General features: G+C 36.6%; 12 protein-coding genes and 1 pseudogene. 3 read left to right on the plus strand and 10 right to left on the minus strand.

Annotation, left to right across the window (positions count from 1 at the left end):
• Position 1: 1 nt before the first annotated feature.
• The 4 genes and pseudogenes from ABN763_RS05015 to ABN763_RS05030 form a co-directional block, all read right to left on the minus strand.
• Positions 2 to 1,408 carry an ABC transporter permease gene (locus ABN763_RS05015; RefSeq protein ID WP_410484339.1) on the minus strand — a complete coding sequence of 469 codons (1,407 nt, stop codon included), beginning with the start codon at positions 1,406 to 1,408 and terminating at the stop codon, positions 2 to 4.
• A complete protein-coding gene (locus tag ABN763_RS05020; protein WP_410484340.1) occupies positions 1,405 to 2,121 on the minus strand; it encodes an ABC transporter ATP-binding protein in 717 nt (238 codons plus the stop codon). The genes ABN763_RS05015 and ABN763_RS05020 overlap by 4 nt, the downstream gene beginning before the upstream one ends.
• A gap of 39 nt (positions 2,122 to 2,160) precedes the next feature.
• A pseudogene (locus ABN763_RS05025) lies at positions 2,161 to 2,283 on the minus strand (GTP-binding protein); the annotation flags it as partial.
• Positions 2,284 to 2,509: 226 nt separating this feature from the next.
• The gene (locus ABN763_RS05030) at positions 2,510 to 2,815 is read right to left on the minus strand and encodes a hypothetical protein (RefSeq protein ID WP_410484341.1); all 306 of its coding nucleotides are present in this window, start codon (positions 2,813 to 2,815) and stop codon (positions 2,510 to 2,512) included.
• 205 nt (positions 2,816 to 3,020) lie between these two features.
• Between ABN763_RS05030 and ABN763_RS05035 the strand changes: the two genes are divergently transcribed.
• Positions 3,021 to 3,512 carry a hypothetical protein gene (locus tag ABN763_RS05035; protein ID WP_410484342.1) on the plus strand — a complete coding sequence of 164 codons (492 nt, stop codon included), beginning with the start codon at positions 3,021 to 3,023 and terminating at the stop codon, positions 3,510 to 3,512.
• Between the two features lie 94 nt (positions 3,513 to 3,606).
• Here ABN763_RS05035 and ABN763_RS05040 read toward each other — a convergent pair whose 3' ends face one another.
• From ABN763_RS05040 to ABN763_RS05055, 4 genes are all read right to left on the minus strand, one after another.
• Complete coding sequence (locus ABN763_RS05040; RefSeq protein WP_410484343.1) at positions 3,607 to 4,365, minus strand: DUF1080 domain-containing protein; 759 nt, start codon at positions 4,363 to 4,365, stop codon at positions 3,607 to 3,609.
• 28 nt (positions 4,366 to 4,393) lie between these two features.
• Positions 4,394 to 5,743 carry a Gfo/Idh/MocA family protein gene (locus ABN763_RS05045; protein ID WP_410484344.1) on the minus strand — a complete coding sequence of 450 codons (1,350 nt, stop codon included), beginning with the start codon at positions 5,741 to 5,743 and terminating at the stop codon, positions 4,394 to 4,396.
• Positions 5,740 to 6,351 carry a DUF1080 domain-containing protein gene (locus ABN763_RS05050; protein ID WP_410484345.1) on the minus strand — a complete coding sequence of 204 codons (612 nt, stop codon included), beginning with the start codon at positions 6,349 to 6,351 and terminating at the stop codon, positions 5,740 to 5,742. Before ABN763_RS05050 ends, ABN763_RS05045 begins: the two co-directional genes overlap by 4 nt.
• Before the next feature lie 144 nt (positions 6,352 to 6,495).
• Positions 6,496 to 7,332 (minus strand): M57 family metalloprotease, encoded by an 837-nt coding sequence (locus ABN763_RS05055; protein WP_410484346.1) that lies wholly within the window; start codon positions 7,330 to 7,332, stop codon positions 6,496 to 6,498.
• Between the two features lie 336 nt (positions 7,333 to 7,668).
• Between ABN763_RS05055 and ABN763_RS05060 the strand changes: the two genes are divergently transcribed.
• Complete coding sequence (locus ABN763_RS05060) at positions 7,669 to 10,479, plus strand: S8 family serine peptidase (RefSeq protein WP_410484347.1); 2,811 nt, start codon at positions 7,669 to 7,671, stop codon at positions 10,477 to 10,479.
• 108 nt (positions 10,480 to 10,587) lie between these two features.
• Here ABN763_RS05060 and ABN763_RS05065 read toward each other — a convergent pair whose 3' ends face one another.
• Together ABN763_RS05065 and ABN763_RS05070 are read right to left on the minus strand one after the other, a co-directional pair.
• Entirely contained in the window at positions 10,588 to 10,956 is a 369-nt protein-coding gene (locus ABN763_RS05065; RefSeq protein ID WP_410484348.1) for a hypothetical protein, read from the minus strand.
• Between the two features lie 223 nt (positions 10,957 to 11,179).
• On the minus strand, positions 11,180 to 11,767 hold the full coding sequence (locus tag ABN763_RS05070) for a riboflavin synthase (protein WP_410484349.1): 588 nt from the start codon (positions 11,765 to 11,767) through the stop codon (positions 11,180 to 11,182).
• Between the two features lie 61 nt (positions 11,768 to 11,828).
• On the opposite strand from ABN763_RS05070, the gene pdxA reads away from it, so the two are divergent.
• Complete coding sequence (pdxA, locus tag ABN763_RS05075) at positions 11,829 to 12,881, plus strand: 4-hydroxythreonine-4-phosphate dehydrogenase PdxA (protein WP_410484350.1); 1,053 nt, start codon at positions 11,829 to 11,831, stop codon at positions 12,879 to 12,881.
• Positions 12,882 to 12,998 lie beyond the last annotated feature (117 nt).

Consider the following 12,998-nt stretch of genomic DNA (forward strand, 5'->3'; position numbering starts at 1 on the left):
GTTATATTTTTTTTGTGATGAACAATAACAAGCCGAACGATACAGTAAACCAGCCACCTAAAATGAGTAGGTTTGACATGTTTTTAGAAAGTGTGCCTCCTAAAGTTTCCGGTTGGTAGTCAAAAGCAGGCAACTCCTTCCAAAAAGATGCATCAGCTTGATACGCCCAGTTTCCATACTCTGAATTTTCAGCGAAATTATCATTTAAGAATTTTTGTGTATTAATCCGATAATTTTCAGCGGCATCGGCAAAATCCCAATGTGTATTATAATCGGTATTGGCAACTGCCATACTCAAAAAACGGGTTGGTAAATAAGGAGATAACACCGCCAGGCTTTTGTAGATGTTAGATTGCTTAGTATACTGTTCTTTTAAATAGTTGTAATGTTTTGAATATATCTCAGCCTGATGTTCCTCTCCTTTTTGCATTCGATAACCATCAAAATTAAAAGGTAATTTATGAACACTGTCTACACCATATTCCTTTAATACTTGTTGCTCGAATATTTTAGCTTCTTTGCTCCAAGGGTTATGACCATCAAGACCTTCCTTTTTATCCTTAAGAACATTAGCAGCAAATTCTTGCCTAGTGGGATAGGGGTATTTCGATTCGGCAAAATTGCTAGCTGCTTTGGGTACTGCTAAGCATGTTAAAATCCAAGCAGTTAATGAAAGAACCAGTGCAATTCCCGATTTTTTTGACTTTGCTGAAATGATAAGCACCAAATTGGTAAATATAGCGTAGTACACTATATAAACTAAAAACATGGTTAGTAAGGACGTCCAGCTAAAAACACCAAAATCATCAAGATTTGATAATATTAAGCCTGCAATAATGAATAGGATTGTGGTAATTACTACTATGGGAACTAATAGGGCAGTCCATTTGCCAAGCATCCACTTTCCAGTTGATAACCCCTGGCTTTTAAGCAGGGTTAGCGTTCCCATTTCCCGTTCTTTTGTAAAACTGTTATACCCTAAAAGAACTATTAACAGTGGTATGATGAAAAGTAATATAAAGTCGGGGGTTAAATCACCAAATCGCGCCAACCCAGTTTGATCCGCAGCAGCACTAAACTCCGCCTCGTTTCGTTTATGGGCTTCTAAAAAGATCGAAGTTCCTACATATTTATCAACCCCTTGATCTACCAGTGAAAGAGGGTATTTAGGTTTAAAAGCATAAGTGCCGTAATGCGCAGCAGAATGCGGATTTTTCTCTCCTTGATTATCCCAGACTTTACGTTCGGTGGCTTTTGCAACCTCATACTGGTCGTTTATATTTTGATACTGTCGCGTGCTGATAAAAGCAGCTACTGCTAGCAACAGCAACACAATTATAAATGAGATGCGTACACGACCTTCTCTTAGTAATTCTTTGGTTTCCTTAATAAACGTTTTACTGATCATATCGTAGCTTCTTTATAATCCATAGTATTTAAATACGCCTTTTCTAGTTCTAAAAGCGAAATATCACTAGCGACAAACTCTTGCTTTAGCTCACCATCTTTCATAATACCTATATGGGTTGCCACTTCCTTAGCACGAAACAAATCATGAGTAGCCATTAAAGTTGCTACGCCTTTGTTTTTAAGCAGTTGAAGCAATTGTCCAAATTCGTTACTGGCTTTTGGGTCTAAACCTGATGTGGGCTCATCCAACAACAGTACTTTGGCGTCTTTAGCCAAAGCAATGGCTATTCCAACTTTTTGGCGCATCCCTTTCGAAAAGGTGGAGATGCGCTTGTCAAATGCTTCTGCTTGTAGACCAGCTTCTTCTAAATAGGTTTTAAGTTTACTTGATGAAAGTTTCTTTCCAGCGATACCCGAAAAATAATCCAGGTTTTCTAACGCGGTAAGATTCGGATAAAGCATTAAATTTTCAGGAATGTATGCCAGAAATTGCTTGCTAGCTTTTGCGTTAGCTTTTACCTCTAACTGGTTGATAAAAGCACTACCTGATGTAGGGGTTGTAAAACCTAATAGTAGGTTAATTGTTGTTGTTTTACCAGCTCCGTTAGCGCCCAGTAAGCAATATATTTCTCCCTTTTCAACGGTAAGACTAAGTTGATTGAGCGCTACCTGCTCACCATATTTTTTTGTTAGATTATTTGTGTTTATCATGCTTTAGTTATTTAAGGTGTTGCATTTTGATAGTTAACTTTTACTCATATTATTAATGACTACTGCGACTTTTAAACGCGCCTCATTATGCAGAATATGATTGAGTAAGGTTTTTTCTGCGCCTAAAAATCCGTTCAAAACGATAACAGGCAATTTTTTCATTAGTTAATTGTTAATTTGAAAGTATAGATGGGGGTAGCATTTCTGTTAAAATTGGAGATCTACCAATAATAAGTTCAATAAAAGTGTAAGTGAATAATATTGCAAAAATATCATAGAAAACTACGATGCTTTAATTCGTTTGGTTTTATAAAATCGAACAAAAAACGTAACCCTATGGACTATTGAGACATCATACAAAGCTTTGCACAATAAAAGGCAATATTGACTACACTAAAGGAGGCGGTTTGTTATAAATAATAGCAGGAGATGCTATAACCACTAAAGGGATATTATACTGCGTATTAGGAATGAATGTAGAAGGAAGATTGTTGTTTGTGATATCAACATTCGACGCAAAATCCAAGAAAATATCTGCTTGATTTGGTGAAGCAATAACATCACAAACCTCACAAGAATGAAGCTCATCATTTTCTGACAGATGACTTAACGTATGTAAATTCGCAACCGTTGGCAGTAGAAATACTGTCGTAAAAAATAGTGTTACAATATATTTTAACAGCCTATTGTGCATGTATGCAAGGTCTAAAATATTGAAGTTAAATCAGGGTTTTTAACAAAAATTTAAATGATCGTTATGGTTGAGTTAAAACCCTACAAGACATCTAGTCTTTCAAATTAATCGTATACTATTATTAAAGGAAGTATCTCATTGCATAATCTAGATTGATTCTTTTATTTAATTTAAAAATGTTGTACTTCAATTAAATCATATAAAAATGAAAACACCAATCAAATTAGCATTTCTTGCTATTATTTTAGTAAGTTTTTCTTGTAAACAGAATCCAGCAGAAACACCGGAGCATAAAGCTATGGTAGAAGAGCATACATTGATGGAGGCGTCCCATGATGCAATGAGCAAAACACATGACGCCATGAGTGACAGCCATGAAAAAATGCTAGCTGCACACAAGGCAATAGAAAATGATTCCATTCATTTGGAGATGGAAAAAACCCACAGTGCCATACTGGCTAAACATCAACAACTTATAGCTTCTCACGAATCACTAATTAAAAAGCATGCTGAATTAGAAACCAAACATGGTTCAGGAGAAATGTCATTAGAAGAAATGACTACCGAACATGCTACAATGAAAGCCGAACATGAGACTATGGAAAAAGAACATGAAAAAATAAAGGCTGAACACGAGCGTGTTTTGAAAGAGGACGAAAAAATGATGGCCGAAGACAAGGAGAAGAGCGAAGCATAAACAAGCTTCATGATAGAACAAAAACCCCTCTTATTTTATTTGGTTAGGAGGGGTTTTTTAAGTTGAGAGGAAAATAAAAGGGATATTAAGTCAACTAAAGTTCCTTAATCTTGATGTCTCTATACCAGATAAAGCTACCATGATCTTGAAGTCCGATTAAGCCTTTTTTCGCAACACCATAATCAGGATAGTCCTTCCATTTACCTTCGGCTTTTCGCTTGTTCCAATCATCGGACCACGGATCAAACTGTACCACCTTTTTGCCATTTAACCAATACTCTGCATTATCCGGAGTAAACACAATTTTAGTGGTGTTCCATTCTCCTGCGGGCTTCACTACTTTTTGAGTCGTATCAGCAGCATACATGGCATAATCAGCCCCTAACATTTGCCAATCTTCTAATGGTGGTGGGAAACCAATATCATCGAGTACCTGATACTCTGGAGCGTTTTGATATGGAGATTCGTATTGTTCACCTTCTTGTACATGGTAGAAAATACCACTGTTTCCAGCTTCCGATATTTTCCATTCCATTTTCAAAATGAAATTTTCAAATTCTTTAGCTCCGTACACAATGTCACCTCCAATATCGCCGCCTGTGCCAAGTGATTTTAGACATCCATCTTCAACAACCCAGCTTTTAGGTAAGGTTTCTTGATTAAAGCCACGCCAACCATCAGTTGAGGTGCCATCAAAAAGAGCGATCCATTCTTGTTTGGGTTCAACAGGTTTTTCGGCTATCGTCTTTTCTTCTTTTTTTGTGTTTTCCTTGCAGGAAATGCCAAGAGTAAGAATACTAATAGCCAACAGCGATAGCGTGGTTTTATATATTTGAAATAACATAACAGACATAACTTCTAGTATTGGAATTATTTTTGGGTTAAACAAGCTTCATTTTTACTGGATCCCATTTCATGAACTTATCGTTAAAATAACTATCGTTGCATAATAAAGCTGGTGCTGCAGCCCTAAAACCGAATATAGGGTCTTCAATTACACTACCGTTATTTCTGATGGCATTAATTAAATTTCCGTGATGGTCGTAATGCGCTCCTTTATAGCCTTCTTCTGCCTTAAAAACAGTTTCAGTTGGGGGTAGTATCTTCTTTCTTTCTGTTGGTTGAATTCCTTTTTCTTTCATTTTAGCTAACTCAAAAGGATCATCTGTCGAAACATTATTTGTGCGGAGTACAACTTCTCTCCATTTTACATCCATGGACCCTTTACTACCTACGATTCTTAAATAGGTGGTTCCACTGGTTCCATCAACAAAATTGCAACGCAGCGAGAGGTTAAATCCAGGATGTTCTTTTGCTTCAGGATAACTAAACGAACCTAACAATACATCGGGTACTTCACGCCCATCTTTCCAATAACGCAGTCCTCCAAGTGCACTTATTTTATTCGGACCTTTAGAGTTGGTAATAAAATGTAGACTTGAAAACAAATGAACAAACAAGTCTCCCGACATTCCGGTACCGTAATCTAAATAATTGCGCCATCTAAAAAATCGCATTGCATCAAAAGGTCTGTCGGTAGTATTAGAAATATACTTTTTCCAGCGTACTGTTTTGAGTGAAGCATCATCGGGAATGGCGTATTGCCAAGCACCAACCGGGGAATGCCTGGCCCAAAAGCCTTCTGCATAATTAAGATCACCAATGGCGCCTGCTGCTAGTAGTTCTTTTGCTTTTTCATTACCTAGTGAAGATAACCCCTGGCTACCTACCATCATTATCTTTCCTGATTTTTTCCAAGCGTTTATTAAATCCCATCCTTCTTTTACACTATGCACCATTGGTTTTTCGCAATACACATGTTTACCTGCATTGAGTGCATCAATAGCAATTTGTTTATGCCAGTGGTCAGGTGTTCCGATAATTACGACATCCACGTCTTTTCGTTTTAAGATGTCTTTGTAATCGAAGGTGGTATAAATGTCTTTTCCGTACTTCTTTTTTATATCTTCTAACCGACCAGCGTATAGATCACAAGCAGCTACAAAATTGACTCCTTCGTGTAACAAAGCAGTCTTTAAATTTTCCATCCCCATAATTCCAGTTCCGATTACCGCATAGTTCAGAATTGATTTTCCTGTAAAAGAAGACGACCTTTTAAGTATTTGAAAAGTACGGTTTTCTGAAGCTGACGTTAAGAGTGGTGTTGCAAGGGCAGCAACTCCAGCAAGACTTGCTTTTTTGATAAAATTTCTTCGGTTGTTAGAACTCATAGTTGTTGTATATAGATGTTTCTCCACTTTACTTTAATACCGCCACCATCATGAATTTGTAACGCAATACTACCTTTTCCTTCAGCTATTTTATTATCAGAAAGTTGGATCATTTCAATGTCATTTAACCAGGTTGTAACTACAGGCCCTTCAACCCGTATTTTCATGGTATTCCATTCACCCATTTTAAGCGCTCGGTCTTTATACGGTTCTGGTTTAATAAGCCAACCACGACCATACGATTCATAAATACCACCAGTATTATTTTCTGGTGGTGCGACTTCAACTTGCCAGCCGCTTATTTTGGTACCATCAATGGTCGAGCGAAAAAAAACTCCACTATTACCATTAGCCTCTTGTTTAAAATCTATTGTTAGGACGAAATTGTCATAAAAGGTTTCGGTGGCTAGATAACCATATTGAGCATCCGGACCACTTTCACATATAAGTTCTCCATCTTGCACATACCATTTTTCGGTCCCGTAGGCTTTCCAACCATCGAGATTTTTACCATTGAATAGTGATTCTTTTTTTGGTTCGCAGCTGGTGATGAGAACGCCGAATAGGAAAATGAAAATTTTCCGTCTTGTTTTTAAAAGGTAAGACATTAAGGTTGGTGTTTAGGTTGATTATAAGCCAATTAAAAGTAGCAAATATTTTGAACACCTACGAAATACCATTTTGTCAATTGCTAATAAAAAAAGCACAGCCTACTGGCTGTGCTTAGAATTGAAATATATGCTGTTAATTGATTAATATAAATAATTCAATGCGGTAACATCATTATTATTAAACTCCCCATTGGTCGAGAAGCTAAAACAAGCCAACATAATCGATGTTGGGTCGTAACCTGCAGGAGTGCCGGGAATTCTAATTGCCCCAACGCCTGCGCTACCTTCATTTTGATTTTGACCACAGCTTTGACGGCTAAAATAGTCAGTATGCCTAAACCCAACAGAGTGCCCAATCTCATGAGTCATTACATGTTCATTTACATTCGGATTTGCATTATCAAGTCCGTATACTTGTACGAATTTGTTAGGTCGCCCGTTTGATGGGAAACCAGCAGAACCGCCAGAACCATTTTGGTTAGGGTTACGATATACTACCATATCATATGGCTCATAGTTTGTGCCAAATGTAAGTGTAAACCTGATACTTAAATTTAAGCGGTTATAGTTGTTAATAGCCCATTGTAAACCTGTACGATTGTTTTGAGTAAGACCAAAACCACCACCACCAGTATATCCAATAACTCGTATGGTCCTTGGGCTAACTAGATTGTTAGTTCGGTATTGCTCACTTTGAACGCCACCATTAAGTTCCATTGTTTCGATATAGTCTTTGGTAAGTGCGATATCGCCTTCTACCATATAACGCTTTTCTGTAGAACCGTCAGGTAGCACAAAATCGGTTAGTGCTACATCACTAGGATTAAAAGCCAATGAGGTTAATTTGGCTATAATATCTTCAGAGATTTCAGCATTTGCCTCATCTTCGATAAGATCGGAATTTTCTTTTTCACATGATGTTGTAAGTAAACCTATAGATAATATAGATAATACAACATAGTTTTTAACTTTTTTCATCGCTAAGTTAATTTTGGTTAATGTTTGATTTTAAATTGAAGCATATATTTCAAAGAACCCTTTAAAGATAACTACGAAATACATTTTTTTCAAATAAATAGTTAAAATATCACAAAAAAATAGAGATTTTTTGTTTTTTTAATCAAAATGTTATCAAATTATCAAATTCATTCATCGATCAGGCACGATGCCTAAAGGGCTTATCGACGAATTACACTATTCTTAAAATATTCATGATTTTTCCTCTCAAATTGTAGGAAAATTAGTATTTAACTAAATTTAATATTCTTTTTTCATAAATTGTGTTTAATTGTTAAAAATTGCTTATTAAACAAAATGAAACTTTTTCTTGTTTTCATGACTCTTTTTTGTGTCGTTTGGTCAGGTATTGGTCAGCAGGATAATCCCTGTAAAAAGTGGAGTCATTTTGAAGTGTTTGAATCTGGAGTTTTGGCTTCGAAAAAGCAATCTTCCTATTTTTTACAGCATACTCATGGTACTGAAGCGATTGAAAATTATCAATTAATCAGGAGACTGGATTCAAATCATGCCATTGTTGTCGCCTCTGTTTTGGATGATAACTTAGTACAGGTTAATGACCTTTGGAAATTGTCTCCGAACATTGATTTAGAAGATGTAACTCAACAAATATTTGTAATTAGAGTTAGGGATAACACCCGGCTATTGGCTAATATGCTTAGAGTTCAGGGTGTTGAGATTTTAAAACAGAATGAAGGGCGATTGGTCGTCGCTTGTAATAATGCAATTATTAGCCATATCGTGTTACCCAATGATAACGTTACTTATGTAGGGAAAGAGGCAATCATTACTAAAAAAGAGTCTGTTGTGAGTGATTTAAATCCCACTATAAATGGCATAAATGCGTTAAAAGATACGTATCCTGATCTGTTAGGAGCTAACATAACGGTTGGGATTAAAGACAACCAGTTTAACCCTGATGATATTGATCTTATTGGCAAGAGGGTAGACTCTCCTATTATTTCTGAGACCATAGATAATCACGCAACTGATATGTCAACGATCATTAGTGGACTAGGTAATAGCTCAGCAACTAGCACGGGTGTCGCTACTGGTACAATGATCTTTTTATCTGATTTTAATGAGGTTTTCCCGGATGATCAAACAATACTTAATAATGCACAGGTTCAGATTCAAAATCACTCGTACGGAACAGAAATTGAAAGTTTCTATGGTGAGCTAGCAGCTGAATATGACGATATGGTCGCTGTGAATCCGCAAATGCTACATGTTTTTTCTTCGGGCAATAGCGGGGGGGCATCTTCTGAAAATGGTACTTATGCAGGAATTGAAGGATTTGCTAATCTTACTGGAAATTTCAAAATGGCTAAAAATACGTTGCTAGTAGGTGCCATTAACGAATTGAATCAACCAACCGACTTTTCATCAAAAGGTCCGGCCTATGACGGTCGATTGAAACCAGAATTAGTCGCGTATAGTTTTGAAGGCACCTCAAATACAGCAGCGTTAGTTTCAGGTGCTGCTCTTTTGGTTAGTGAAGCATATGAAAATGAAACAGCCAACCAACCAACTGCGGCAATGTTAAAGTCAGTATTAATTAATACGGCCACTGATGTTGGTGCTAAAGGACCCGACTTTTCAACAGGTTATGGTAGTTTGAATGCTAAAAAAGCTATCGATTTAGTAAAAAAGGGGACCTATATAAGTGACATAATCGCTAATAATGAAACTAAAAATTATAGTGTGACCGTGCCGGAAAATGTAAAACATATTAAAGTTACTTTAGTTTGGACAGACCCCGCGGCTAGTCCTAATGACAATATTGCTTTAGTAAATGATCTTGATCTTAGCTTAATTGATTCTAGAGACAATGAAATTTTGCCTTGGGTTTTAAACACAGATTCAACTGCAGCGACACTGCAATTACCTGCTATTCGCGCAATTGATAATATAAATACGGTAGAACAGCTAACACTTGAAACAGCTGCTGCTGGTGATTACTTTATAAAGGTAAGTGCAGGGACATTGACCGAAGACCAAGCCTTTTCAGTTTCATACTATTGGGAAAGCGAAGAGGCATTTAGTTGGACATACCCTTTGGAAAATGAAAACTACCCATACAACGGCGATTTTGTCAATGTAGTTCGATGGTCGCAGACATTCCCTGAAAACACTTTGGGATCTATAGCTGTTCGCTATAATAATGAAGCAGAATGGCAGCTAATAGATAATGCTGTTACTGTTAGCGATGGCTTTTATCAATGGGATCCTCCTGTAGATTATTCGGGTATTGCTCAGCTAAGAATGACCATTGATGACACCAACTTTCTATCTGAAGTATTTTCCATTTCAAGGTCATTTAACGTTCAAGTATCGCTTAATTGTGAAGCCACAGTAGAGTTGAATTGGCCAAACACAACCAATGCCGCAGGGTACGAGATTTACAATTTACAAGAAAAACAAATGCAAGCGATAGCACAGGTGCAGGATACGGTGTTCAGCTTTGACAAAACAGGATATGTGACTACCTTCTTCGCAGTAGCTCCTGTTTTTACCAATGATCGAAAAGCCTTGAGAAGCCCTACAATTAGTTACCAAGATTTTGGCGAGCGGTGTTATTTTGATACGATATCAGCCGAGCTAAGTGATGATCAAAATGGCATAGAAATCACTTCCCAATTAAGTAGTTTAAGTGGTATTGAAGACATATCAATTTTAAAAATACTAGCTGACGGACAAGAAATAGTGATCGAAAACTTATCAGGTTTTATCAATTCGCAGATTTCAGTAGTTGATAACGATCCTGATCTTGGACAAAACCGTTACAAGTTTCTAATCAATACAATTAATGGTGGTACTATTGAATCTGATATAGTTTCGGCATTTTTCTTTACTGAAAAGGATCCCTATTTGTTATTTCCGAATCCTGTGATTGATAAAGGGGTGAATGTGTATAGCAACAAAAGTGATGATGAATTCGTTGTTTTTGAATTATATGATTTAAAGGGAAGATTGCTCATACAGCGTGAGATAACTTCTGATCGCGATTTTGTCAATACCGAAACACTTCAATCCGGAGTATACCTGTATAGTATTGAATCATCTAAAAAAAACTACAAAAGCGGGAAAGTGATTATTGGTAAGTAAACCAAGTAATATTAAAAATTAAAACCCCTCTTCAAATGAAAAGGGGTTTTCTTTGTTTTAGGTGTGGTCTACAAACTAGGTCATTAATAAATTAAGGGTAGGGGGCTGTTATAATTTAAAAACAGTAACGGTAAAGAAAACCAACACGGGCACTAAAAGTGCAATTGTTAAGGCGTTGTTTAGGCTTCGATCATCTTCACTTTCATTTCGATTCAGTCGTTCAAGTTGTTTTTCTCTACCGTCGTTGTTAAAATATTTATAGCATATAAATAGACTAAGGGGGCATAAAAACAGTGTTATCAGTCGCGTAGTTAGGTTAAGTTCAAATGGCAATAGGTTAATGGCTTGCTGCATATAATAAAATAAGGTAGCAGCTACTATTAATGATGACTGTAAGTGTGGGTTCACTTCAGTTATACCAGCGTAGGTTATGTATGTATAGATTTTAGAGTAAAAAAAGGTAACCGGGTTGATCATTTGTATTTATTGTTGTTATGTACAATTTGATTTTGAATGTTCTTTCGGTTGGGTGGTACAAATATACCGCCATGTGTAGGATAAAGTTGTTATGCAGGCATAATGTATTTCGATAAAAATCATATTTCATCGATAAAATACATCTTTTTTACATAAATCACCCAGTTTTGAGACTGTTGTTTACAACAGTATTAAGGCCAATTTTAGGTAAAAATGTTGAAAATCAAGCTAGTTTGTGAAGTCTTGCAACGTACTTTCCAATAACGTCGAACTCTAAATTAACGATCGTTCCTTTTTTAAAGGTTTTAAAGTTGGTGTGCTCATAGGTATAAGGAATGATCGCTACACTAAATCCATTTGTTTTTGAGTCAACAACGGTTAAGCTTGTGCCATTTACAGTGATGGACCCCTTCTCTATTGTAATATTGTTAAGGGACGCGTCATATTCAAAGCTAAAGACCCAACTACCATTTTCATCTGTTACGTTAATACACGTAGCAGTCTGATCTACGTGACCTTGTACAATATGTCCATCAAGTCGTGCACCCAACTGCATAGCCCGCTCGAGATTAACAATATCCCCAACTTGTAAATCTCCAATGTTGGTTTTATCTAAGGTCTCTTTGATAGCTGTCACCGTATATTCATCATCATGGATAGCAACCACGGTCAAACAAACCCCGTTGTGCATGACACTTTGGTCTATTTTTAGCTCATTAGCTAACTCATTTTTAATAGTAATATGAAGATTGTCTTTTTCGTTTTCAAGACCCGTTACTACTCCTAAAGCTTCAACAATACCGGTAAACATGATTCGATGAAATTAAAGTACATTTGTAATATCAAAAGTAGTACAAAACCACATCAACTTAATGCAAAATAAAGAAAAGATAAAGGTAGGAATTTCTGTAGGTGATCTTAATGGCATAGGAAGCGAAGTCATCATGAAAACATTTCAGGATAAGCGGATACTCGAATTATGTACTCCAGTCATATTCGCATCGGCAAAAACACTTTCTTACTTAAAAAAGCAGTTAAATCTACAGCTTGATTTTTTCGGTATTGACAGTGCATCAAAAGCGGTACATGGTAAAATAAATGTGGTTAACATCTGGAGAGAACATGTCAACATTAATTTTGGTCAAGAAGATGAAACAATAGGTACATATGCTATTAAATCTTTAAAAGCTGCGACGTTGGCATTGAAAAATAACGAAATTGATGTGTTGGTAACTGCACCGATCAATAAATCGAATATTCAGGCTGAAGATTTTAAATTCCCCGGACATACTGATTATTTAGATCAGGAATTAGAAGGTAACAGCTTAATGTTCATGATTACCAATTCATTGCGAGTAGGATTGCTCACAGATCATGTCCCTGTAAAAGATGTGACCAACAATATTAATGAAGAGTTGATCACTAAAAAATTGACTACAATTAACGAGTCATTAAAGGTTGATTTCGGTATCCGAAAGCCCAAAATCGCAGTCTTAGGGATCAATCCACATGTGGGGGATAATGGAGTGATAGGAAAAGAAGACGATGAGGTGTTAAAACCAGCATTAGCTAAACTTAATGAAAGAGGGTTTTTGGCGTATGGTCCTTATGCGGCCGATAGTTTTTTTGGATCTGACAACTACAAAAAGTTCGATGCAGTAATTGCAGCCTACCACGACCAGGGCTTGATTCCTTTTAAAACGCTATCATTTGGACAAGGAGTAAATTATACTGCCGGACTAAGTCATGTTCGCACTTCTCCTGATCATGGCACAGCCTATGAAATAGCAGGGAAAGGCCTGGCAGATCATAGCTCGTTTGAGGAAGCTGTTTTTAAAGCAATATCAATTTACAAAAACCGTTCTGAGTATAAGGTTCTTAGCGCAAATCCGCTGCAAAAACAGAAAAAGGAAAAAAGTCGCTAAATTCACTAAGGCTTCGCCAAACCATATATCCGATTTTCACTGCACATAAACCTATTTTGTGTTTTTCATATTCATTTACTGGTATTTAACCGAAAAGTGGTAGGGTAAACCCCGTGG

The sequence above is a fragment of the Spongiivirga sp. MCCC 1A20706 genome, from assembly GCF_046524175.1.
GTDB lineage: Bacteria > Bacteroidota > Bacteroidia > Flavobacteriales > Flavobacteriaceae > Spongiivirga.